General features: G+C 74.9%; 19 protein-coding genes. 7 read left to right on the forward strand and 12 right to left on the reverse strand.

Annotated elements, in window-relative coordinates; all coding sequences use genetic code 11:
* Positions 1-45 precede the first annotated feature (45 nt).
* Positions 46-1,578: an AMP-binding protein gene (locus tag ACIPYQ_RS32785; protein WP_401257730.1), complete on the forward strand. Its 1,533-nt coding sequence runs from the start codon at positions 46-48 to the stop codon at positions 1,576-1,578.
* 18 nt (positions 1,579-1,596) lie between these two features.
* On the opposite strand, the gene ACIPYQ_RS32790 is transcribed toward ACIPYQ_RS32785, so the two are convergent.
* The 4 genes from ACIPYQ_RS32790 to ACIPYQ_RS32805 all read right to left on the reverse strand — a co-directional run bounded on the left by ACIPYQ_RS32790 (position 1,597) and on the right by ACIPYQ_RS32805 (position 4,848).
* Positions 1,597-2,757: a serine hydrolase domain-containing protein gene (locus ACIPYQ_RS32790; protein WP_401257731.1), complete on the reverse strand. Its 1,161-nt coding sequence runs from the start codon at positions 2,755-2,757 to the stop codon at positions 1,597-1,599.
* A 145-nt stretch (positions 2,758-2,902) separates the two neighbouring features.
* Positions 2,903-3,085 carry a hypothetical protein gene (locus ACIPYQ_RS32795; RefSeq protein WP_361766778.1) on the reverse strand — a complete coding sequence of 61 codons (183 nt, stop codon included), beginning with the start codon at positions 3,083-3,085 and terminating at the stop codon, positions 2,903-2,905.
* A 63-nt stretch (positions 3,086-3,148) separates the two neighbouring features.
* Positions 3,149-4,435, reverse strand: a complete 1,287-nt coding sequence (locus tag ACIPYQ_RS32800; protein ID WP_401257732.1) for an RNA polymerase sigma factor — start codon at positions 4,433-4,435, stop codon at positions 3,149-3,151.
* Positions 4,432-4,848, reverse strand: a complete 417-nt coding sequence (locus ACIPYQ_RS32805; RefSeq protein ID WP_362243052.1) for a YciI family protein — start codon at positions 4,846-4,848, stop codon at positions 4,432-4,434. The genes ACIPYQ_RS32800 and ACIPYQ_RS32805 overlap by 4 nt, the downstream gene beginning before the upstream one ends.
* A gap of 282 nt (positions 4,849-5,130) precedes the next feature.
* Here ACIPYQ_RS32805 and ACIPYQ_RS32810 point away from each other — a divergent pair, with 282 nt between their 5' ends.
* Positions 5,131-5,859, forward strand: a complete 729-nt coding sequence (locus tag ACIPYQ_RS32810; RefSeq protein WP_401257733.1) for a hypothetical protein — start codon at positions 5,131-5,133, stop codon at positions 5,857-5,859.
* On the opposite strand, the gene ACIPYQ_RS32815 is transcribed toward ACIPYQ_RS32810, so the two are convergent.
* The gene (locus ACIPYQ_RS32815; RefSeq protein ID WP_401257734.1) at positions 5,856-6,521 is read right to left on the reverse strand and encodes a lysophospholipid acyltransferase family protein; all 666 of its coding nucleotides are present in this window, start codon (positions 6,519-6,521) and stop codon (positions 5,856-5,858) included. The two genes, ACIPYQ_RS32810 and ACIPYQ_RS32815, sit on opposite strands and share 4 nt — an antisense overlap.
* Positions 6,522-6,742: 221 nt before the next feature.
* On the opposite strand from ACIPYQ_RS32815, the gene ACIPYQ_RS32820 reads away from it, so the two are divergent.
* Positions 6,743-9,667 carry a serine hydrolase gene (locus tag ACIPYQ_RS32820; RefSeq protein WP_401257735.1) on the forward strand — a complete coding sequence of 975 codons (2,925 nt, stop codon included), beginning with the start codon at positions 6,743-6,745 and terminating at the stop codon, positions 9,665-9,667.
* Between the two features lie 299 nt (positions 9,668-9,966).
* Here the strand turns inward: ACIPYQ_RS32820 and ACIPYQ_RS32825 are convergent, their stop codons facing one another.
* Entirely contained in the window at positions 9,967-10,773 is an 807-nt protein-coding gene (locus ACIPYQ_RS32825; RefSeq protein ID WP_401257736.1) for a hypothetical protein, read from the reverse strand.
* Positions 10,773-12,056 carry a VWA domain-containing protein gene (locus tag ACIPYQ_RS32830; protein WP_361766314.1) on the reverse strand — a complete coding sequence of 428 codons (1,284 nt, stop codon included), beginning with the start codon at positions 12,054-12,056 and terminating at the stop codon, positions 10,773-10,775. The genes ACIPYQ_RS32825 and ACIPYQ_RS32830 overlap by 1 nt, the downstream gene beginning before the upstream one ends.
* Positions 12,057-12,251: 195 nt before the next feature.
* Between ACIPYQ_RS32830 and ACIPYQ_RS32835 the strand changes: the two genes are divergently transcribed.
* Positions 12,252-12,617 (forward strand): DUF6204 family protein, encoded by a 366-nt coding sequence (locus ACIPYQ_RS32835; RefSeq protein ID WP_401257737.1) that lies wholly within the window; start codon positions 12,252-12,254, stop codon positions 12,615-12,617.
* Positions 12,618-12,645: 28 nt separating this feature from the next.
* Here ACIPYQ_RS32835 and ACIPYQ_RS32840 read toward each other — a convergent pair whose 3' ends face one another.
* Together ACIPYQ_RS32840 and ACIPYQ_RS32845 are read right to left on the reverse strand one after the other, a co-directional pair.
* Positions 12,646-14,301 carry an FAD-dependent monooxygenase gene (locus ACIPYQ_RS32840; RefSeq protein WP_401257738.1) on the reverse strand — a complete coding sequence of 552 codons (1,656 nt, stop codon included), beginning with the start codon at positions 14,299-14,301 and terminating at the stop codon, positions 12,646-12,648.
* Positions 14,302-14,376: 75 nt separating this feature from the next.
* Positions 14,377-14,787, reverse strand: coding sequence for an organic hydroperoxide resistance protein (locus ACIPYQ_RS32845; RefSeq protein ID WP_030770995.1), 411 nt, complete (start codon positions 14,785-14,787; stop codon positions 14,377-14,379).
* Between the two features lie 128 nt (positions 14,788-14,915).
* Here ACIPYQ_RS32845 and ACIPYQ_RS32850 point away from each other — a divergent pair, with 128 nt between their 5' ends.
* Positions 14,916-15,401, forward strand: a complete 486-nt coding sequence (locus tag ACIPYQ_RS32850; RefSeq protein ID WP_401257739.1) for a MarR family winged helix-turn-helix transcriptional regulator — start codon at positions 14,916-14,918, stop codon at positions 15,399-15,401.
* Between the two features lie 52 nt (positions 15,402-15,453).
* A complete protein-coding gene (locus ACIPYQ_RS32855; protein WP_401257740.1) occupies positions 15,454-16,488 on the forward strand; it encodes a PHP domain-containing protein in 1,035 nt (344 codons plus the stop codon).
* A 6-nt stretch (positions 16,489-16,494) separates the two neighbouring features.
* On the opposite strand, the gene ACIPYQ_RS32860 is transcribed toward ACIPYQ_RS32855, so the two are convergent.
* The 3 genes from ACIPYQ_RS32860 to ACIPYQ_RS32870 all read right to left on the reverse strand — a co-directional run bounded on the left by ACIPYQ_RS32860 (position 16,495) and on the right by ACIPYQ_RS32870 (position 20,486).
* On the reverse strand, positions 16,495-17,694 hold the full coding sequence (locus tag ACIPYQ_RS32860; protein ID WP_401257741.1) for an NAD(P)/FAD-dependent oxidoreductase: 1,200 nt from the start codon (positions 17,692-17,694) through the stop codon (positions 16,495-16,497).
* Positions 17,695-17,859: 165 nt separating this feature from the next.
* Positions 17,860-19,512 (reverse strand): LuxR C-terminal-related transcriptional regulator, encoded by a 1,653-nt coding sequence (locus ACIPYQ_RS32865; protein WP_401257742.1) that lies wholly within the window; start codon positions 19,510-19,512, stop codon positions 17,860-17,862.
* A 41-nt stretch (positions 19,513-19,553) separates the two neighbouring features.
* Positions 19,554-20,486: a UbiA family prenyltransferase gene (locus tag ACIPYQ_RS32870; RefSeq protein WP_401257743.1), complete on the reverse strand. Its 933-nt coding sequence runs from the start codon at positions 20,484-20,486 to the stop codon at positions 19,554-19,556.
* Positions 20,487-20,562: 76 nt separating this feature from the next.
* Between ACIPYQ_RS32870 and ACIPYQ_RS32875 the strand changes: the two genes are divergently transcribed.
* Positions 20,563-21,624, forward strand: a complete 1,062-nt coding sequence (locus tag ACIPYQ_RS32875) for a type III polyketide synthase (protein ID WP_401257744.1) — start codon at positions 20,563-20,565, stop codon at positions 21,622-21,624.
* The last annotated feature ends 12 nt before the right edge of the window (positions 21,625-21,636 follow it).

A 21,636-nucleotide genomic window follows, 5' to 3' on the forward strand; every position in this document is an offset into this window, starting at 1 on the left:
GCCCCGGGCGCTGTGGAGCGGGCACGGGAGGCGGGTCGGCGCGTGGTGGCCGCACGATATGTCACGGAGCTGGTCGGGGCGTTGGAGCGGTACGCGGGGCGTCCCGCGCTCGGGACCGGCCCGGTCGTCCTGGAGTTCCAGGAAGTACTGGACGGTGCCTGCCGGGTGTCCGCGGTGCTCTCCGAGGAGGGGATCGGGCGCGGTTCGGGGCTGGCCTGTGTGGCGGGCACGAACCGGCCGGAGGTGCTGCTGGTACGGATCGCCGCGCACCTGCTGGCGGCGCGGCTGACCCAGGTGCTCGCCGGACCGGCCCTGTACGGGCTGGACTTCATCCTGCGGGACTGCCGGCCGGACCTGGTGGTGCACGACGTCGCGGTGCCCGGCACCGGGGCTCCGCGCCTCGCCCTGGACGAGCTGCTCCGACGGGCCGCCCGGCGCGAGGCGGCGGCGGTGCCCGTACGGGCGCGGGAGGACGACGTGGCGCGGGTGACGTACACCGGCGGGACCACGGGGCTGCCCAAGGGGGTGGCCTCCACCTTCGGCGCGATGGCCGCGCGGAACGCCGTACACGCGGAGGGCTGGGCGGAGTCGGTGTACCTGTCGGTCACCTCGCTCGCGCAGCGGTCGGGTGGGCGCTGCCTGGAGCAGCTGCGGGCCGGGGGGCGGGTGGAGATCCTCGACCCCTTCGGGACCCGGGAGTTCGCGGCCGCCTGCCTGCGGCTGGGGCCGGTGTCCACGTACCTGACGACCTCGATGCTGTACCGGCTGCTGGCCGACCCGGCGACGGCCCCCGGGATGCCCGGGCTGGAGAGCGTCTCGTACGGCGATTCGCCCGTCCACCCCGAGCGGCTGCGGGAGGCGGTGACCCGCTGGGGCGGCCGGTGGCAGCAGGGGTACGGCACGAACGAGGCGGCGGTGATCTGCCGCCTCTCCCCCGCCGACCACGAGGCCGCGGTGGCCGGGCGGCCCGAGCTGCTCGCGTCGGTCGGACGGCCGGTCCCGGGGGTGGAGGTCGAGGTGCGGGACGAGCGGGGCGCGGCGCGGGCGGCCGGTGACACCGGCGAGGTGTGGATGCGGTCGGCGGCGATGATGGCCGGGTACTGGGGCCGGCCCGGGCTGACGGCCGGGGTGCTGCGGGACGGATGGCTGCGGACGGGGGACCTCGGACACTTCGGCGAGGACGGGTATCTGTACCTCGACGACCGGGTCATGGACGTGGTGATGGTCGACGGGGACAACGTGTACTGCGTGCCGGTCGAGGCGGCGCTCGCCCGCCATCCCGCCGTGGCACAGGCCGTGGTGGTGGGCCGGCACAGCGAGCTCACCGGCGAGGAGGTGTGTGCCTTCCTGGTACCGGCGACCGGGTTCTCCGCCGGGGCGGAGGCGGCCGCCGAGGCCTGTGACCTGGTCGAGAACGAACTGTCCCGGGCGCACCGGCCGACCGCGGTGTTCTGGGAGCGGACGATCCCGCTGACCGCGCGGGGCAAGCCGGACAAGCTCCGGCTGCGGGAGCGCGCGGCCGCGGCCGCCACCGCCGAGGAGGAGGGGGACGGCGGCGGGAGCCGTGGAGGGGCGTAGCCGACGGGAGTGGGCCGCTCAGCGCCGGGTGGCGGCATAGGTCCAGAAGTCCCGCATCACCTGCGGCGGGGTGGGGCCGGTCAGTTCCCGCTGGGTCAGGAGGACGGTAACCGTCCCGGTGGCGGGGACCACGTGGGCGGCGGTGCCGGTGCCGCCGATCCAGCCGTACCGGCCCGGGACGTTCCACGGGTCGCGGTGGGTCACGTCGACCGAGCCGCCGAATCCCCAGCCCTGGCCCTCCAGGAACAGGGTGGCTTCCTCGCGCTGGCGCGCGGTGAGGTGATCGGTGGTCATCTGCCGTACGGACTCCGGCCGGAGCAGCCGCCCGCCCTCGTACGCGCCCTCCGCGAGCAGCATCCGGCCGAAGGCGTGCACGTCGTCGACGGTGGAGACCAGCCCGCCGCCGCCGGACGGGAACGCGGGCGGGCTGCTCCACTGGCCGTCGGGCGCGTCGACCAGCTCCGGGGCTCCGCCGTCGGGGCCGGCCCGGTAGGAGCTGGTGAACCGGTGGCGCTGCTCCCGCGGCACGGCGAAGGCGGTGTCGCGCATCCCCAGCGGCGCGAAGACCCGCTCGGCCAGGAACTCGTCGAAGGGCTGTCCGCTCGCGCGGGCGACGAGCACCCCGAGGATGTCGGAGCAGGTGTGGTAAAGCCACGCCTCTCCCGGCTGGTGCAGGAGCGGGATGCGCGCCAGGATCGCCGTCCACTCGTCCGGCGCCGCGACCTGTCCGGGGTGCGGCGGCCCCTGCTTGAGCTCACTGAACAGCGGGGCCACGGCGGGCAGCGAGAAGTCGGCGGGAAAGCCGTAGCCGGCGCGGAAGGTGAGGAGGTCGGCGACGGTGACCGGGCGGTCGGCGGGAACCACGTCGTCGACGGGTGAGGACGGGGTACGGACGACCATCGGCGCGGCGAGCTCCGGCAGCCAGCGGGCCACCGGGGCGTCGAGGCCGAGCGGCCCCTCCTCGATCAGCATCATGGTCGCCGCGGCGGTGACCGGCTTGGTGATCGAGGCGATCCGGAAGAGGGAGTCGCGGGCCATGGGGGCGGTGCCGGAGGTGTCGAGGGAGCCGACGGCCGCGCACTCGACGTCTTCTCCGCGGGCCACCAGGCCCACGGCGCCGGGCAGTGATCCGTCGGCGACGTGGGCCTCCAGGAGACTGCGCAGGTCGCTCACGCTCATGGTCCACCTTCTCGTACGTGCGGATGCTCGTAGGGAAGACTGCCGCCGGGGCGATGAATCATCGGTCCGACACGCATCGGTCCGGCGCGCATCGGTCCGGCGCGCAGGGGCGGACGCGGCCGCGGTCACCGCCGGCCCACGGTCGCTACGCGGCCGGAACCACCGAGGCCCTTATGGCCGCGGCCCACTCCTGCAGCAGGGCGGCGTGCCGGATCCGCTCCGCGTCGGAGAGGCGGCCCTCGGCGCGGGCGAAGAGGCAGCGGATGTCGGCGTTGATCTCGGCGAGGGAACGTTCGGCCGTGGAGTGGTCGTCAGGGGTCGGGCTCACGTGATCAAGAGTAATCGGGGGGTGTGACAGCCGTGGACCATGTCCGCAATGCGGACGCCCCGCTCATTCGGCGATCCTGGCGGCCCGGGACTGGAGGTAGCGGCGCTCCGGGAGGCTGAGGGTGAGTCCGGCGGCCTTCGCGTAGGCGGCGCGCGCCGCCGTCCGGTCGCCCGCCATCTCCAGCAGGTGGGCCCGTACGGCTTCGAGGCGGTGGTGGCCCGCGAGGCGCTCGTCCGCGTCCAGCGCCGCGAGCAGGTCGAGGGCCTGCCGCGGCCCGTGCACCATGGCCACCGCGACGGCGTGGCCCAGGCGTTCCACGGGACCGGGGACGAGCCGCATCAGCACCTCGTACAGGGCGAGGATCTCCGCCCAGTCGGTGTCCGCGTCGCTCGCCGCCTCGTCGTGGACGGCCGCGATCGCGGCGCGCAGCTGGTACGGCCCGAGCGGGGTGCGGGTGAGGGCGTCGCTGACCAGGGCGACCCCCTCGGTGATGGCGGCGCGGTCCCAGCGGGAGCGGTCCTGCTCGGCGAGGGGGACCAGGCTGCCGTCGGGCTCGGTACGGGCGGCGCGGCGGGCGTCGGTGAGGAGCATGAGGGCGAGCAGGCCGGCCACCTCGCCGTCGTCCGGCAGCTGCGCGTGGACGGCGCGCGTGAGGCGGATCGCCTCGGCGGCGAGGTCGGCGCGCTGCAGATCGCGGCCCGAGGTGGCGGTGTAGCCCTCGTTGAAGATCAGGTAGAGCACGTGGAGCACGTCGGCGAGCCGTTCGGCGTGGTCCGGGTCGAGGTCCCGCCCCCGGTCCCGCCCTCGGTCCTGCCCGTCGTGTGGGAGGCCGAACGGTGCCTCCGCGGCCCTGATGCGCCGTTTCGCCCGGCTGATCCGCTGTCCCATCGTGGCCTCGGGCACCAGGAAGGCGCGGGCGATCTCGGCGGTGGTGAGGCCGCCGACGGCGCGCAGGGTGAGGGCGATCCGGGCTTCGGGGGACAGCTCCGCGTGGCAGCAGAGGAAGAGCAGGGCGAGGGTGTCGTCCTCGGCCGGGGCGCGCTCCCCCGGTGGCGGCTCCACGAACGCGTCACGCGGGGTCAGCGCGGCGGCGGTCTCCTCGCGGCGCCTGCGCGCGTCCTCGCTGCGCAGCTGGTCCGTGAGGCGGCGGGAGGCGACGCGGATCAGCCAGCCGCGCGGGTTGTCCGGGCGGCCTTCGCGGGGCCACTGCCGTGCGGCGGCGAGCAGGGCCTCCTGTACGGCGTCCTCGGCGGTGTCGAAGCTGCCGTAGCGGCGGACGAGCGCGCCGAGGACCTGCGGCGCCAGCCGGCGCAGCAGGTCCTCGTCCGCGGGGGTGGGGGCCGTCTTCACATCTCGGTTCCCGAGGCGGTGTCGACGGGTTGGACCACGACCGGGTAGTTCGGCGCGCCCTCGGGGGCCGGGCAGGCGTAGGCGCGGGCGGCGATCTCCGCGGCCCGGGCGAAGTCGGGGACGTCGACGATCCAGTAGCCGGCGAGCACCTCCTTGGCCTCTCCGTACGGTCCGTCGGAGATCACGGGGGCACCGTCGGCGCCCACGGTCACCAGGCGGGCCTGGCGGGGTTCGGTGAGTCCCTGTCCGTCGACCCACTCGCCCGACTCGACGAGCTCGGCGTTCAGGGCGCCCATGTGGTCGTACATCGCCTTCAGCTCCGTCTCGGACCATGCCGGGCCGCCGCTGTCCGCCTTGCCGAACATGGCGTCGTAGTCGGCCTGCTTCCCGAGGACCATCAGCATGTACTTCATGGGGTGCCACTCCTTGTGTTCTACGTGTTCTGCTCACGGGCTCCTGGACCGGGAGCCTCTCGCATGGGACGTCGGAGCTGTCCTTCCCATTTCGACACGTGGGCCGGTACCGCGCGAGACGGCCGTGTCCCGTCGACGACCTGGTCACCGCCGGCCGGGTTTCCGTGACCGAACCGTCGCCGCCCCGAGGCCCGATCGGGCTCGTCGGCCGGTCAGGTGATTGCTAGGTTCCTGCGGAAGCCGGCCGACCCCGGCCGACCGACCCTGGGGGAAACCGATCTCATGCCCGCTACCCGAGGCCCCCGCAGGGGCCTGTCCGCCGCGGCCGTCGCCGCCGTCCTGCTGGCGGGTTCCACCGGGTGCGGGGACAAGGGTGCCGAGGGCCCGGCGGCGGCCTCGGTCCCGGCCTCCGCCCAGGTGCCGGCGTCCGCCTCCGCGTCGGAGTCGGCGGCCGCCGACTCCGCCTCGGCTTCTGCCTCCGCGTCCGTTCCGGCCTCTCCTTCCGCTTCCTCCACGTCACCGGCCGCGCCCACGACCCGGGCGGCGACGCCGCCCCCGGCGCCGACCCGGCTGACCGTCGCGGTCGACACCCGGGGCGGCCGGCTCGCCCTCGTACGCGGGGGCGCCGCGCAGGAGTTCACCGTGACCCTGCGGAACGGGAACACCGCCGAGTACCGGCATCTGCTGGTCGCCTTCCAGATGGAGTCCCTGGTCGGCGAACCCGGCGACCAGCCGGGCAGCGGGCCGGGTTTCCTGCTGGAACGTTTCGACCAGGCCTCGGGCGCGTGGCGCCCGGCCGAGTTCCGCGTCGCCAACGACGTCAAGCCGCTGTCCCTGTTCGCGGGCGGCGGCCCGCTCGCCCGCGAGGCCGTGCGCGTCGAGCGCTACCGGCTGCGTGCGACCTCCGGCGGGCCGACGGGCAGCAGCCCGGTGGTGGTGTCCTTCATCGACACGGACGCCGACCGGCAGGCCGCCGCCCATGCCGTCCTCGGACACTCCACCACCCGCTAGGACGAAGCTCCCGAGCACGCCTCCCCGGCTGCGAGCGCGGCGGTCCGCCAGGCGGCCGTGACGGCCCGTCGGGCCCGGTCCGTCGCCTCCGGCACCCGGTCGGGGAGGTGCAGCGGCGAGCCGATGTGCACGTGCAGGCAGGGCCTGCGCAGCGGGGCGGTGACCACTCCCGCGAGCTGCTTGGCGCTGCTGCCGGAGCACAGGCGGCGGGATCCCGCCTGGCCGACGGGTACGACGGGAGCCCCCGTCGCGGCGGCGAGCCGGGCCAGGCCGCTGCGGAAGGGGCCCGGGGCCGCCTCCCCCGCGTCGCGGCGCGACGGCAGGCCGCCTTCGCCGTAGAGCAGCACGCTGCGGCCCGAGGCGAGGGCGACGGCGGCGGCGTCCAGGGAGTCGGCGGCGCGGGCGGTGCCGCGGTGGACGGCGATGTGCCCCTCGCGCCGGAGCGCGGAGCCGAGCAGGGGTACGCGCCACAGGCCGCCGGTGGCCAGGATGACCGGCTCGATCCCGTACCGGCGCAGCGCGGCGACCACGACGGCCGGATCGGCGAGGGAGGTGTGGTTGGCAACGAGGATGCTGGGCGCGGCGGGCCGCGCGCCCGGGTCGGCGGTGACGGTCAGCCTCCCGAAGGCGGGGACGAGGGCGGCGGCGATTCGGCTGAGCATGGACGGCCCCGTTCGAGTGCGGCGGTGGTGGTGCGGTCCATGGTCGACGGGCGGGGAGCCACGGTCATGAGTAGGCGTACTCAATCGAATGTGACCGAACTGTCACAGGATCAAGCACACGGAACGAGCGGGGTCGCGACCGACATCTAGCAGTGCGGCGGGGCTCCTCGGGGCCCCGCCGCACAGTATCGGAACGGTGTGAGCAGCAAGGCGGGGCTGGGATGAAGGCGGTAACGGTGGCGGGCGGTTCCTCGGACGACCCGGAGATCGAACAGGGGACCACCGTCCCGGAGACGGAGCCCGTTGTCGCCCCCGACAGCAGGGGCAGCGACGAGGCGAAGACCGGGGCCGGGGCCAAAGCCGAGGCCACGCCCCAGGCCGACGCCGATGGCGAAGCCGCCGAAGCCGGGGCCGAGGTCGGGGCTGCGGGCGAGGCCGCAACCGGGCCCGCGACCCCGACGAAACCCGAGGCCGACACCAAGGCCGAAGCTGAAGCTCAAGTTGAGCCTCAGACCAACGCCGAGGCCGAATCGGAGCCCGAGGCCGAGGTCGAGGTCGACGCCGAAGCCGGGGCGGAGCCTGAAGCCGAGGCCGCACCCGAGGGCAAGGCCGCGGCTGAGCCCGGGGCGCAGGCGGAACCCGAGGCCGACGCCGAGGTCCTCGAACCCGCGGCCGGGGCTGAGCCCGAGGCCGAAACCACGGCTGGGACCCGAACCCCCGCCGCAGCGAAGGCCCTGGCCGATGCCGAAGGCGGGGTGGAGCGCCAGGCCGAGGCCGAACCGGAGGTCGACGCTGCCGGCGCAGCCGCAACCCAGGCCGCACCCTCGGCCCACGTGGCTGGAGCCGACACCGGAGTTGGGGCTGAGCCTGACGCCGAAACCGCAGCCGGGACCGGAACCCCGGCCGCATCCGAGGGCGACGCCGAAGGCGAGGTGGGGCGCCAGGCCGAGGCCGAACCGGAGGTCGACGCTGCAGGCGAAGCCGCAACCCAGACGGCGCCCTCGGCCCCCGTGGCCGGGACCGTGGCCGGGACCGGGACCGTGGCCGGGACCGGGACCGTGGCCGGGACCGGGACCGTGGCCGGGACCGGGACCGTGGCCGGGACCGGGACCCCGGCCGAGGGCGATGCCGAAGGCGGGGCGGAGGCCCAGGCCGAGGCCGAACCGGAGGCCGACGCTGCAGGCGAAGCCGCAACCCAGGCGGCACCCTCGGCCCACGGGACCGGGACCGTGGCCGGGGTTGATCCTGAGTCCGCGGCCGCAGCCGCGGCCCTGGCCGGCGCCGAGGGCGACGCCACGGGCGGGGCGGAGGCTCAGGCCCGGGCCGAAACGGAAGCCGACGCTGCCGGTGGAGCCGCAGGTGGGACCGGAACCCCCGCCACAGCCAAGGGCGATACCGAAGGCGGGGCGGAGGCCCAGGCCGAGGCCGAACCGGAAGCCGATGCTGCCGGCGAAGCCGCAACCAAGGCCGCACCCTCGGCCCACGGGGCCGGGGCCGACACCGGATCCGGGGCTGAGCCTGAGTCCGACGCCGCGGCCGCAGCCGAGGGCGATGCCGAAGGCGGGGTAGAGGCTCAGGCTGGGGCCGGAACGGAGGTCGACGGCGGTGGGGCCGCGGGTGGGGCCGGGGCGGAGGCTACGCAGGTCATCGCCGTGCCCAGGCCGCGGCGGGTCGCGTCGGGCGGCTCTCCGAGGGTGCCCGCCTGGGCGCGGGCGGACGCGGACGCCGAGCGGACGAGCGAGTTCGTGGCGCTCAAGGACCTCGACGTCCCCCCGCCCGCCGCGCCGGAGGCGAAGCCGGCGGCGCGGGTCCAGCCCCGGCCGCCGGAGGCACCCCCGCGGCCGCTGCCCGCGCTCGATCTGCTCGCCGAGCTCACCAACACCCCTCCCACGCCGGAGACCCCCCGCCGGACCGCCCTGCGCCGCGTCAAGGTGTGGACGCCCATCCTGCTGGTCCTCGCCGGCGCGTACGTCGCCGCCCAGATGCTGCGCCCCCTGCCCGCCCCGCAGATGGTCGCCGCCGAAACCGGCCTCACCGTCGACGGGCAGTTCTCCCTGCCCTGGCCCGGCAAGGGCCAGGGGGCCGTTCGCGTCGTCGGCTCCGGCGACCTCGGCACCTTCGGCGAGCAGAAGCCCGTCCCGACCGCCAGCGTCGCCAAGGTGATGACGGCCTACGTGATCCTCAAGGGCCACCCGCTGCGCAAGAGCGACCCCGGCCCCGAGATCACGGTCGACGAGAAGACCGTGGCGGACGGCACCTCCGAGAACGAGTCCCGGATCTCGGGGCTCACCGTCGGCCAGAAGTTCAGCCAGCAGGACATGCTCAAGATGCTGATGATCCCCTCGGGCAACAACGTGGCCCGGCTGCTGGCCCGCTGGGACACCGGCACCGACTCGGAGGCCGCGTTCGTCGAGAAGATGAACGCCGCGGCCAAGGAGCTCGGGATGAACAGCACCACGTACACGGACCCGAGCGGTCTGGACGCGGGCACCGTCAGCACCGCCACGGACCAGCTCAAGCTCGCCGAGGCCGTCATGAAGGACGAGACGTTCCGCTCGATCGTCGTCCTGCCCAGCGCGGCCATCAACGGGCTGCCCCAGAAGCTCACCAACAACAACGTCCTGCTCACGGACCGCAGCCTGAGCGTCGTGGGCATCAAGACCGGCTCCAGCACGCCCGCCGGCGGGACCCTGATGTGGGCGGCGTACAAGTCGGTCGGCGACAAGGACCATCTGATCCTCGGCACGCTGATGGACCAGCGTGTGGACGGCCCGGACCTGAACGCCGAGAAGAGCCTGGCTCTGGTGCAGGAGAACAGCAAGAAGATCATCAAGGCGGTACGGGGGGCCCTGGCGTCGACGCCGGTCATCCGCAAGGGCCAGCCGGTGGGGTACCTGGACGACGGGCTCGGCGGCCGGATGCCGCTCGTGGCCACCAAGGACCTGAACGTGATCGGGGTACCGGGCCAGCAGCTGAAGCTGTCGCTCGTCGCCGGCCCTTCCCCGCTGCCGCACTCCGCAAAGGCCGGCACCGAGGTCGCCGTACTGACCGTCGGTGAGGGCGAGGGGGCCAAGAGCGTGCCGGTGGCGGTCCAGACGGACATGGCCGAGCCCTCGTTCGGCACCCGCATGACCCGCCTCGGCTAGAACGGCCGGCCGGAACGGAGGCGGGGGGGGGGCCCCCGGCGCGCCCCCCCCCCCCCCGGGGGGGCCCCCCCCCCGGCCGCCCCGGGGGGGGCCCCCCGCGGGCCCCCCCCCCGCCCCCCCCCGCCGCCCCCCGCCGGGGGGCGCGGGCGGGCCCCCCGGCGGGCGCACCGGCGCGGGGTTGGGGGGGGCCCCCCAACCCCGGCGCGGGGGGCGCCCCCGCCCCGCCCGGGGCCGCTCCGGGGCCCCCCGGCCCGCCCCCGCCTCCGCCGTTCGGTACCCCTCAGGCCTGCCGAAGCGGGTCAGGCACCGTGCGGCACCCGCGACGGACGGCCCGAGCCGCGCGTCAGGGAGTATCCGAAGATGCCCGCGGCGGCTGCGAGCAGCCCGCCCATCGCGGTCCAGATCCAGCGGTCCGACCACCAACCGCCCGACCAGCCGTCCTCCGGCTCGCGCAGGGACGCGGTCACGGTGCCGGCGACCAGGGGCGTGGAGAGGGCGCCGTCCACCGCGTGGACGCCACCGGTCTCCTTCACGTCGGCCTCGACCGCCGCGCGCACCGGCAGGCCCAGGTCCTCCTCCGGCAGGCCCACGACCGTCAGGCGGACGTAATAGCTGCCCGGCAGCGGGTCGTTGGCCCACGGCTCGGCGCCGGACCGGACGGTGCGCAGGGTGCAGGACAGTTCGACGGTGGCGGCTTCCTTCGCCGCGGTCGCGTTCTGCGTGCCGTACGTGCACGCCTGCCGGCGCCGCAGTCCGTCGTACACGTCGAGCTGCCAGGTCGAGGCACCGTGCCGGGTCGCCGCTTCGGGGAGCGTGACCGCGGCCTTCACCGTGGCGCGCTGCTGCGCGTCGAGCGGCAGCACCCAGTAGAGGTAGTCGCCGGTGGACGCGCCGGCCGTGGCCTTCTGGCCCGGCCGGAACGCCGCGGCGGTACGGAAGCTGGTGCCAGCCTCGGTGGGGGCGGACTCGGCCGTGCCCTTGGCCGGGGTGGCGGTGGGGCTCGCCGAGGGCGTGTCCGCGACCGCCGTGCCCACGGCCGTACCCGCCACCGCGAGGGCGGCGGTTCCGGCGAGCAGGGCGGCGGTCAGTGTGCGTACGGTACGCATCAGTTGGTCCTCCAGACGGAGATGCGCCAGCGCGAGATCCAGCCCCACACCAGACCGGCCAGCAGTCCGGCGAGGGCCAGCACGGCCAGCAGCCACCAGCCGCGGCCGAGGCCGAACGCGGCCACGTCGGAGGCCCCGTCGGGTCCGTCCACCAGGTCGATGGTCAGCTCGACGGGCATGCCCGGGGTGGTCTTGACGGACGCGGGAGCGGAGAAGGAGTTGCTGACCTGGATGCAGACGGTCTCCGCCGCGGGCTTCGCGTCTCCGTCCGCGTCCTCGTCGTCGATCTCGGCCTTCGGGTACCGCAGGCCGGTCGAGAGGACGTCGGTGCGCCCGTCGCCGGCCTCCGAGCCTCGTACGATCTCGCGCCCGTGGACGGTCGTGGCGCGCAGCAGGACTCCGTAGTCCTTGTTGACGGCCCGGTCGGCGCCGATGCTGACCGAGGCGCGCAGTTCCTGGCCCGGGAGGACGTCCACCCGGTACCAGCGGTGCTCGCCGAAGGTCTCGCGGTCGCTGTAGAGGCCGGCTTTCAGCTGCGGGGCGCCCTCGCACTGCTTGGCGCCCTCGGTCGCGACCGGGTTGACGACCGGGTCCGCGGCCCGGTCGACGAGTTGGCGCACTCTGCTGGAGAGTTCCGCCTTGTGCTGCACCGAGGTGTACGTACCGCCGGTGGCCTCGGCGATGCAGGTCAGCTGGGCCCGCGTCTTGGCGTCGGGCACCAGGCCGAGGGTGTCGATGACCAGGTGGATGCCCTTGGCGGCGATGTCGCGCGCCACTTCGCAGGGGTCGAGCGGGGCGCAGGTGTCCTCGCCGTCGGTGATGAGCACGATCCGCTTGGTGGCGTTGCCGCCCTCTAGGTCCTGGGCCGCGCCCTGGAGGGCCGGTCCGATCGGCGTCCAGCCGGTGGGGGCGAGGGTCGCCACGGCGGTCTTCGCCTCGGTCCGGTCGAGCGGCCCGACCGGGTAGAGCTGCTTGGTGTCCTTGCAGCCGAGCGCCCTGTCCTCACCGGGGTAGGTCGCGCCCAGGGTCCGTATGCCGAGTTGCACCTCGGCGGGTACGGCGTCGATGACCTCGTTGAAGGCCTGCTTCGCCGCGGCCATCCGGGACTGGCCGTCGATGTCGGTCGCCCGCATGGAGCCGCTGACGTCCAGGACGAGATCGACCTTGGGGGGTTCCTTCGCCGTCGGTCCGTCGGCGGCGGTGGCGCTCGCCGGGAAGAGCCCGACGGCCAGGGCGGCGAGCAGGCCGCACGCCCCGGCCGCCAGCCGTTTTCTAGTGATCATCGCCGGATCGTATTGAGGATCGTCCGGCAATCCAAAACCGGGTGCCTGCCGTGGCTTTCAGGGGTACGCGGCCTTCCGCCGGGCGTCCCGGCGGCGGAGCGGGCCGGCGGGCGGGGGCGGACCGGGCCGGCGGACGGGGGCGGACCGGCGGATATCCGGGTGCATGGGGCGCGGCGCCCGATCTATTCTGCCGGGATGAGCACCCGTACCTTCCGCATCACCGTCCGCGGCTCGTTCGACGGTCTGACCGGGGACCAGCGGGCCGAGCTGCTCGCGGCCGCGCCCGAGCACGACATGCTGCGTGCCGAGTTCACCGTCGAGGGGCACCTCACGTACGACCTCGCGGCCCGTCCCTTCTTCACCTTCCGTTTCCTCGAATCGGGCGAGACCGAGGAGGACGTCCTCGATGCGACGGCCCGTGCGGAGCTGGCGGCGGAGGGCTGGCTGACCGAGCGCGGGTACGGCTTCAAGCAGTTGAAGTCGCAGGCCCAGGACCTGTCGCAGGCTCCGCTGGGCAAGCGCGGGCGCCGGGAGGCGGCCCGCGCCGACGGCCGGGCCTGACCGCGGCCCGCCGGCCGCGCCTCGCCCGTCAGGCCGTGCCGTCCGCGGCGAAGACGGCCCCGAGGTGGGCGGCCAGCGACTGCGGGGCGGGCGGGGCGAGGCGGGCGCCCAGGTAGCCGTCCGGGCGGATCACGAAGGCCGTCGGCCGGTCGGCGGCGTAGAGGCGGGCGAACTCGCCGCGGCTGTCGCGGTAGACGGGCAGCGGGGTCGCACCGGCCCGGCCCTCGGGCAGGGCATCGGGCGGGGCGTCGGCGGGGAGCACCACGCAGACCTCCACCCGTCCGCCGGAGGACTCCCCCGCCGTCCGTACGAGTTCGTCGAGGCCGGGCCCGGTGCCGTACAGCAGCAGGAGGTGCTCGCGCTCCCGCAGGAGGTCGTACAGCCGCAGCGGGTAGGCGGCGATGTGCCCGGTGAGCCCGCCGCAGTCCGGCGCCCGGTCGCCCGGGCGGGGGCCGCGGCCCTCGCCGGGCGGGTCCACGACCGGGCTTCCCCGGTAGCCGACGAGGAGTTGGGCCTCGCGCAGCATCAGGGTCTCCGGGTCGTCCGGGTCGGACTCGAATCCCTGGGCGGCGTGCCGCACGGTGCGGCCGACGACTTCCTCGCCGACGGGCCGGCGCTCGGCGTCGTAGCTGGCGAGGAGGCCGGGACGGGCCGCGTCCCGGACCGCGAGGGCGAGTTTCCAGGCCAGGTTCCAGGCGTCCTGGATACCGGTGTTCATGCCCTGGGCGCCGGTCGGCGGGTGGATGTGCGCCGCGTCCCCGGCGACGAAGACCCGGCGGTCCCCGTACCGGTCCACGATCCGGTGGCTGATGCGGAACACCGAGGCCCAGCGGATGTCGGAGGCGGTGGTCGGCTGCGGTGACAGCCGGTCCAGGACGGCCTGGATGTCCGCCAGTCCGGGGGCCCGGCTGCTCTGCAGGCCGTGGGCGATGCCGTCAGAGGCGGTCCCGGTCTGCCGGTCGGTGGAGAGTTCGGGCGGCACCATCATGGACATCCGGTACCGGCCCGGCCCGGGCAGCGGGATGCAGACCAGCAGGTCGTCGACGGCGCCGTCGCCGCCCCGGTGCACGGAGCGCACGCCGTAGCCGTGCGGCACGTCCCAGTCGACCCGCACGTCGGCGAGCATGTACTCCTCGGGGAAGGCGCCGCCCTCGTAGCTGAGTCCGAGCCCCTTGCGGACGATGCTGTGCGCGCCGTCGCAGCCCACCAGGAACCAGGTCCGTACCTCTTCCTCGGCGCCGGAGGGGGTGTGGAGCCGGGAGGTCACCCCGTCGGCGTCCTGCCTGAACGACACCAGCTCGGTGCCGCGTTCGACCGTGGTCCCGAAGCGGACCAGGAACTCGTCGAGGATGCGCTCGGTCTCGTACTGCGGCAGCGCCGCGAACCCGTAGGGCACTTCGGGCGGCAGGACGAGGTCGAGGCGCGGCTGCTCGATGCCGTTGACGTACATGTACTGTCCGCGCATCGGGACGGCCGCCTCCAGGGCGGCGCGGACCAGCCCCATGCGGTCCCAGAGCTCCAGGGTGCGCGGCTGGATGCCCACGGCCTTCGCGAACGGCAGCCGGGCCGGCAGCCGGTCGACGATCCGGCAGGAGACCCCGCGCCTGCGGAGCTCGGCGGCGGCGGTCAGCCCGACCGGGCCGGCGCCGACGACCAGGACGTCCGTTGCATGGGTACGTGCCACTGGAGCCTCCCGGCGTGCGGCCCCCTGTGGGGCGTTGCCCCTTCATGGTCGCCGCGCGCCGGGTGTCCGGCATCTTTACTCGATCACGAGGTCGACGTCGATGTTGCCGCGGGTGGCCCGGGAGTAGGGGCAGACCTCGTGGGCCTGCTTCACCAGCAGGGCCCCCGTCTCGCCGGCCAGGGACTCGGGGAGCTCGACGCGCAGGGTGACGCCCAGGCCGAAGCCGGCGCCGTCCTTGCCGATGGAGACCTCCGCGGTGACCGAGACCTCGCTGGTGTCGGCCTTGGCCTGGCGGCCGACGAGGCCGAGCGCGCTGGCGAAGCAGGCGGCGTAGCCGGCCGCGAAGAGCTGCTCGGGGTTGGTGCCCTGCCCGTTGCCGCCGAGCGCCGGGGGCATGGCGAGGGCGAGGTCGATCTGGCCGTCGGAGCTGACGGTGCGGCCCTCGCGGCCGTTGGCGGTGGCGACAGCGGTGTAGAGCGCGTCCATGAGAGTTCCTCTCGCAGAAATGAACCGTGGCGGCGGCCGGTGGTCGACCGCGCTCCATCAGTAGAGCACGCAATTCAGTTGTGCGCAATTAAATGCCCCGCAAGCTCGCCGCGGGTACACTTGCCGTCATGACCGAGCAGCCCACCGCGACCCACCCCGACCAGGACTTCCTCCGCCTGGACGGCCAGATCTGCTTCGCGCTGAACGCCGCGAGCCGCGCGTTCGGCGGCCTCTACCGCGTCGTCCTCAAGGACCTGGGGCTCACCTACCCCCAGTACCTGGTGATGCTGGTGCTCTGGGAGCACGGCGAGCTGCCGGTCAAGGAGATCGGGCAGCACCTCCGGCTGGATTCGGGCACGCTGTCCCCGCTGCTCAAGCGGCTGGAGACGGCCGGGCTGGTCCGCCGCGAGCGCAGCACCGAGGACGAGCGCTCCGTCCACGCCCACCTGACCGGGGAGGGCGCCGCGCTGCGCGTCCGCGCCGCGGAGGTGCCCCGGCGGATCGCGGCCGCCACCGGCTTCGAGCTCACCGAGATCCTCGACCTCCAGACCCGCCTGAACCGCCTCACCGCCGCGCTCGACGCGGCCGTGCCGCGGGAGGCCGGAGAGGCGTAGGCCCCTCCCGCGCCGGACACTGGTCCGGGAGGCGGGAGGCGGGAGGCAGTCGATGGAACCGGTGGCGGCGCTGGACCGGATCGCCTTCCTGCTGGAGCGCGCACAGGCCCCCACCTACCGGGTACGGGCCTTCCGCACGGCGTCCGCGGCGCTCACGCGGATGGGCGGGCAGGAGGTGGCCGAGCGGGCCGCGGCCGGCACCCTGGAGGCCGTCAAGGGCATCGGTCCCAAGACGGCCCAGGTCGTACGGGAAGCCCTCGGCGGGACGGTGCCGGCCTACCTGCAGACCCTGGAGGACGAGGCCGCCGCCCTCCCCGAGGGGCCCCCGGCCACCCCTGCCGCCACCGCACTGCGGGCGGCCCTGCGCGGGGACTGCCACATGCACTCGGACTGGTCGGACGGCGGCAGCCCCATCGAGGCGATGGGCCGGGCGGCGGCCGCGCTGGGCCACGACTGGGCCGTGCTGACCGACCACTCGCCGCGGCTGACCGTCGCACGGGGGCTCTCCCCGGAGCGGCTGCGCGAGCAGCTGGCGGTGGTGGCCGGGCTCAACGACACGTGGGCGCCCTTCCGGCTGCTCACCGGAATCGAGTGCGACATCCTCGACGACGGGGCGCTGGACCAGGAACCGGAGCTGCTGGAACGGCTCGACCTCGTCGTCGGCTCGGTGCACTCGAAGCTGCGGATGGACGCTCCCGCGATGACCCGGCGACTGCTGGCGGCCGTCCGCAATCCGCTGATGGACGTCCTGGGCCACTGCACGGGGCGGCTGGTCACCGGCCGCACCCGCCCGGAGTCGCAGTTCGACGCCGAGGCCGTCTTCGCCGCCTGCGCGGAGTCCGGTACCGCCGTGGAGATCAACAGCCGGCCCGAGCGCCTCGACCCGCCGCGGCGGCTGCTGCGCCTGGCGGTGACGGCCGGCACCTTCTTCGCGATCGACACCGACGCACACGCGCCGGGCCAGCTGGACTGGCAGGTGCTCGGCTGCGAACGTGCCGTGGAATGCGATGTTCCGGCGGGGCGGATCATCAACACCTGGACCGCGGACCAGCTCCTGACCTGGACCGATACCCGACGCACCCCCTGAGTGTCCTCACACGGGCAGCGCCCCGACGCTCTCGGGCGCGAAGAACTCCGCGGGCGAGGTGACTCCCGCGGCCACCCTGGCGAAGCCGTCCATCGCCGGGCCGCTGCGCGACACGGCGCCGAGCACCTGGAGCATCTGCGGCGGGGGCGGGTCCAGGGTGGCGAGCTCGGTGGTGAACTCGTACATGGGCAGGACCTGTCCGTCCCGGCTCTCCTGGTAGTCCTTCATGGCCGCGTCGAAGGTCCGTTCGCCGGCGAACGTCCGGTCGAGCGCCCGCACGCACAGTTCCGCGTCGCGGAAGGCGTCCTGGATGCCCTGGGCCGTGATGAAGTCCTTCAGGTACCCGGCGTCGCCGACGAGCGCCCAGCCCGGCCCGTACGGACGGCGCAGGAAGTTGGGGACGGCCGCGCCGACGAGACGCTCCACGCGGCGAGCCGACGCGACCCGGTCGGCGAACGACGGAACCAGGCCCAGGGTGGCCAGGTATCCGGCCTCGATGTCCGCCCGGTTGGTCTCGAAGTCGCGCATCGGCACCCCGCAGATCACCACGGTCAGGCCGTCGTTGGTGGGCCAGGCGGCGAAGGCCCGGTCCGGCCGGACGTAGGTCTCGAACCGGCCGTCCATCGGAAGGCCGGTCCAGTACGCGTAGTAGCTGCACTGGAGTTTCGGCTTCTCGGCGTAGGCGGCCGCGCCGACGGTCCGCGCCACCAGGGAGTGGGCCCCGTCCGCGCCGACGACGACGCGGGCGTACTCCGTGACGCTCTTCCCGCCCGCCCCGTGCCCCCTGATACCCGTGACCGCGTCGCCCTCCACCACGAGGTCCTCGACCGTGAAGCCCTCCCGCACCTCCGCGCCCGCCCGGTCGGCGGCATCGACGAGGATCTTGTCCAGGACCGTACGGCGCGGCGCGTACCCGGCCGGGAACCCACGGCCCGCGGGCGACCCTTCGATCGTGAAGGGGCCGAAGTCGAAGGAGTAGGTGGCGATCGGCGGGCAGCCGCTCGCGATCACCTCGGGCAGCAGCCCCCAACGGTCCAGGGCCGCGAGACCCGGCGGGTGGACGAGGTGGGTGGAGACCGTGTCGCTCGGGAACGTGGTCCGGTCGGCCAGGAGCACCCGGTAGCCCTTGCGGGCGAGCAGCATCGCCGTCGGCGCTCCGGCGCACCGCGCGCCGACGACCACGGCGTCGTAGATCTGGTTCGACATGACGTCACCTACCGTCGGTCGGTGCCGTGGGCGCGCGGGCGCCGCACGGGTTCCTACGGTTTTCGTACGGTGGAAACGCTAGGCGGCGGACCGGGCCGTCCGCGTCGGCAGAACGTCCACTCCCGGGCGTGGGCATTTGTGCCCACGCCCGCGTGCGCGCGAGGGTCAGACGAGGCCGTGCCGGTGTGCGTAGGCCGTCGCCGCCGAGCGCGACGGCACTCCGAGCTTGGCGAAGATGTTGCTGAGGTGACGGGCGACCGTCTTCTCGCTCAGGAACAGGTCGTCCGCGACGGCCCGGTTCGACTTCCCCACCGCCACGTGCCGCAGCACCTCCCGCTCCCGCGCCGTGAGCCGGCCGGCCGCCCCGTTCGCGGCCTTGAGCACGAGCTCCTCGGCACGGAGCAGGTCCGGTACGGCGCCCAGCTCCCGGAAGACGGCCGTGGCGGCCTCGATCTCCAGCCGTGCGGTGATGTCGTCGCCGCTCTCCCGGCAGGACAGGCCGATGAGCAGGCGGGTCCGCGCGGCCTCGTACGGTGCGTCCAGGTCCCGGAACGTCGCCACCGCGTGGCCCAGCACCGCCTGGGCGCCGCGCGCCTCGCCGGCTGCCAGGAGCACCGCGCCCCGCGCCTGTCCGCCGATCGCGCTCAGCAGCGGGGAGTCCACGGCCTCGGCGGTCGCGGCCAGTTCCTCCGCCGCGGCGCGCGCCTCCTCCAGCTCCCCCGCCGCCAGCATGATCTCCACGTACGCCGGCAGGATCCGGCAGCGCGCGATCCCGTCGCCGGACGCGTCGAGCGCGGTACGGATCGCGCGGGCGGCGGCCCCCGTGTCCCCGGCCGTGAGCAGGGACAGCGCGAGCCCCGGCTGTGCGCCGTGGCCGAGCCTGCTGGCCTCGCGGTACGCCGCCCGCGCGCGCTCGGTCTCGCCGCGCAGCCGGTGGAGTTCGCCGAGCTGGTAGTACGCGGCGTCGGCGGAGCCCGCCGTCGGGTTCGACCGCAGCCACCGGCAGGCGCGGTCCGCCTCGTCCAGGGCGTCGTCCCAGTCCCCGTGGAGACGCATGAACTCGACGCGGTGGGCCAGGCAGACGCCCCGGTAGGGCACCAGTTCCTGCTGCGCGGCGCACCAGCGGGACAGTTCGGCCGTCCATTCCCGCGCCCGGCGCAGGTCGAAGACCTCGTGGCAGGCCGCGATCACCGCGCAGTAGGCGAGGCCGGACACGATCGGGGAGACCTCGCCCGCCGTCACCCCGACCATGGCCTCGTCGAGGAGGCGGATCCCCTCCTCGGCCCGGCCGGTCCTGATCAGGCTCTCGCCGATGCAGACCATGGCGAAGTTGGTGAGGTCCGGGTCCTCGAAGCGCGTCGCGACGGCCAGGGCCCGTTCGGCGACGGCCAGGGTGTTCTCCGCCTCGCCGGCGAAGTAGCTGCGCAGCGCCTCCAGCGCCAGCAGGTAGCCCTCCTCGACGGTGTCCGGCCCGACCGTGTCCGGCTCACCGGTGTCGAGCAGCCGCCGCGCCCGCGCCGTCCAGCCGGCGCAGCGGGACCACTCCCCGCTCAGCACCAGGTCGAGCCCGAGCCAGAACACGCAGCGGACGGCGCGCGGCACGTCGCCGCGGGTCAGCCACGCATGGTGGGCGCGCGTCCACAGGTCGTCGCTCTCGGCGTCCCGGCCGGTCAGGTGCGCGGCCAGGGCGAGCCGCTCCAGATCCTCGGGATCGAGCGGGTGCCGGCGGTCGGCCTCCGAGAGGACCACGTACACGTCGCCCCACGCGTGCCGCGCCAGTGCTGCTCCGGCGGACCGCTGCGCTGCGGCTGGCTCCATGGCCCCATTCTCCCCGAGGTGCCGCCGGATGAGCGGCAGGCTCAGGGGCGGAGCTCGACGAGCAGCAGGACCACGTCGGCCGCGGCCACCGCCATCGTGGTCAGGAACGGGAGCCTTCCGGTGGGCCGGCGGGCCGCGAGGAGCAGGGCCGCCGCCGTGGCGGCCAGCAGCGCCCAGCCGTACGCCGTCACCCGCCCCGGCGGTCCCGCGACCAGGGCCGCGGCCGAGCCGAGGACGAGCAGGGCGGCTGCCGCGGCGGAGCGCCGTACGCCGAGCCGCTGGGGCAGCCCCACGACCCCGGTGGCGAGGTCGTCCTCGATGTCGGGCAGCACATTGGCGAAGTGCGCGCCCGCGCCGAGCAGGGCCGCGGCGGCCGTGAGCCAGGGGGGCGGCCAGGGCGCGCCGGGCAGCCCGAGGGTGACGAAGGCGGGGAGCAGACCGAAGGCGAGGGCGTACGGGGCCCAGGAGGCGGCCGTGCGCTTCAGCCGGAGGTTGTAGCCCCAGGCGGCCGCGACGCCGACGAGGTGCACGGCGCCGGCGAGCAGCCCGCCGGCCAGCGACAGCGGGACGCAGAGCAGCAGCGCGACGGCTGCCGCCCGGGTCACGGCGGCGGCCGACACCGTACCGGCGACCAGGGGTTTGTCCCGTCGCCCGGTGGCCAGGTCACGGCGCAGGTCGGCCCGGTCGTTGCACCAGCCCACCGACAGCTGTCCGGCGGCCACCGCGCCCACGGTGACGGCCGCCCCGGGCAGGCTGCGGCCCGCGGCGGCCGCCAGGGCGGCGCTGAAGAGGGTCACGGCGGTCGCGGGCAGCGGGTGGCACGCCGCGAACAGGCCGGTCACCGTGGTTCCGGACCCGGCCGGGCGGCGGGCACCGGTGGGCGCAGCCGTCTCGGCCGGCTCGGCCCTCTCGTCGGGGGCGGCCCTCTCGTCGGGGGCGGTCGTCTCGGGGGTCTGCGGGGTTCGCGCGGGCACGGCGACACGCTATGCGGCGCCGCGCCCGGTTCGCCTGATTCATAACGATGTGTCAGTTATTTCCTATGGTGAATCAATGACACGTGTTCTGGCAGTGCGCAGCGTGTTCCCGCCCCATCTCCACCCCCAGGCCGAGATCACGGAGGCGCTCGCCCGCTTCCTGCCGCCCGGCTCCGATACCGCCCTGCTGCGCCGGGTCCACGCCTCGGTGCGCGTGGAGCGCCGCCATCTCGCGCTCCCCCTGGAGCGTTACGGGCCGGCGAACGACTTCGGCACAACGAACGCCCTGTTCGTCGAGACGGCCCTGGACCTCGGCGCCCGCGCCCTCGAACTGGCCCTCGCCGACGCCGGCCTGGCGGCGCACGAACTCGACCTGGTCATGTCGACCACGGTGACCGGGCTCGCGACACCCTCGCTGGAGGCCCGCCTCGCCACCCGCGCAGGGCTGCGGCACGACGTGCGGCGGGTGCCGCTCTTCGGCCTCGGCTGCGCGGCCGGCGCCGCCGGGGTCGGCCATCTCCACGACCACCTGACGGGCCGCTCCGGGCACGCCGCCCTGCTGCTGTCCACCGAGCTGTGTTCGCTGACCCTCCAGTCCACGGACACCTCGATGGCGAACCTGGTGGCCGGGGCCCTCTTCGGCGACGGCGCGGGCGCCCTGCTGGCGGTCGGCCGCGACCATCCCCTGCACACCACCGGCGCCGGGCCCGAGGTGGTGGCCGCCCGCAGCCGGCTCTATCCGGGCACCGAGCACCTCCTGGGCTGGGACATCGGGCACTGGGGGATGCGCATGGTGCTCGGCCGTGAACTCCCCGACCTGGTGCGGCTGCACGTGGCCGAGGAGGTCGAGACCTTCCTCGCCGCCCACGACCTGAAGCCCGCGGACGTCGACGCGTGGATCTGCCATCCCGGCGGCCCGAAGATCCTCGACACGCTCTCGGACGCGCTCGCCCTGCCGGAGCGGGCCTTCGCCGCGAGCCGGCGCTCCCTGGCGGCCGTGGGCAACCTCTCCTCCGCCTCGGTCCTGCACATCCTGGACGGCGTCCAGAGCGCGGGGCCGCCACCGCCCGGTTCGGTCGGGCTGATGCTCGGCTTCGGCCCGGGCTTCGCCTCCGAACTCGTCCTCCTCCGCTGGTGACCCCGATGAACG

Origin of the sequence: Streptomyces sp. NPDC090045 (assembly GCF_044747975.1) — a bacterium.
GTDB lineage: Bacteria > Actinomycetota > Actinomycetes > Streptomycetales > Streptomycetaceae > Streptomyces.

Excerpts from the sequence above, each read along its gene's own strand:
- ACIPYQ_RS32855 (WP_401257740.1), top strand. The coding sequence starts at position 15,454 with ATGGAACCGGTGGCGGCGCTGGACCGGATCGCCTTCCTGCTGGAGCGC.
- ACIPYQ_RS32805 (WP_362243052.1), bottom strand. The coding sequence starts at position 4,848 with ATGAAGTACATGCTGATGGTCCTCGGGAAGCAGGCCGACTACGACGCC.
- ACIPYQ_RS32850 (WP_401257739.1), top strand. The coding sequence starts at position 14,916 with ATGACCGAGCAGCCCACCGCGACCCACCCCGACCAGGACTTCCTCCGC.
- ACIPYQ_RS32830 (WP_361766314.1), bottom strand. The coding sequence starts at position 12,056 with ATGATCACTAGAAAACGGCTGGCGGCCGGGGCGTGCGGCCTGCTCGCC.
- ACIPYQ_RS32810 (WP_401257733.1), top strand. The coding sequence starts at position 5,131 with ATGCCCGCTACCCGAGGCCCCCGCAGGGGCCTGTCCGCCGCGGCCGTC.
- ACIPYQ_RS32845 (WP_030770995.1), bottom strand. The coding sequence starts at position 14,787 with ATGGACGCGCTCTACACCGCTGTCGCCACCGCCAACGGCCGCGAGGGC.
- ACIPYQ_RS32865 (WP_401257742.1), bottom strand. The coding sequence starts at position 19,512 with ATGGAGCCAGCCGCAGCGCAGCGGTCCGCCGGAGCAGCACTGGCGCGG.
- ACIPYQ_RS32820 (WP_401257735.1), top strand. The coding sequence starts at position 6,743 with ATGAAGGCGGTAACGGTGGCGGGCGGTTCCTCGGACGACCCGGAGATC.
- ACIPYQ_RS32875 (WP_401257744.1), top strand. The coding sequence starts at position 20,563 with ATGACACGTGTTCTGGCAGTGCGCAGCGTGTTCCCGCCCCATCTCCAC.
- ACIPYQ_RS32835 (WP_401257737.1), top strand. The coding sequence starts at position 12,252 with ATGAGCACCCGTACCTTCCGCATCACCGTCCGCGGCTCGTTCGACGGT.
- ACIPYQ_RS32860 (WP_401257741.1), bottom strand. The coding sequence starts at position 17,694 with ATGTCGAACCAGATCTACGACGCCGTGGTCGTCGGCGCGCGGTGCGCC.
- ACIPYQ_RS32825 (WP_401257736.1), bottom strand. The coding sequence starts at position 10,773 with ATGCGTACCGTACGCACACTGACCGCCGCCCTGCTCGCCGGAACCGCC.
- ACIPYQ_RS32815 (WP_401257734.1), bottom strand. The coding sequence starts at position 6,521 with ATGCTCAGCCGAATCGCCGCCGCCCTCGTCCCCGCCTTCGGGAGGCTG.
- ACIPYQ_RS32790 (WP_401257731.1), bottom strand. The coding sequence starts at position 2,757 with ATGAGCGTGAGCGACCTGCGCAGTCTCCTGGAGGCCCACGTCGCCGAC.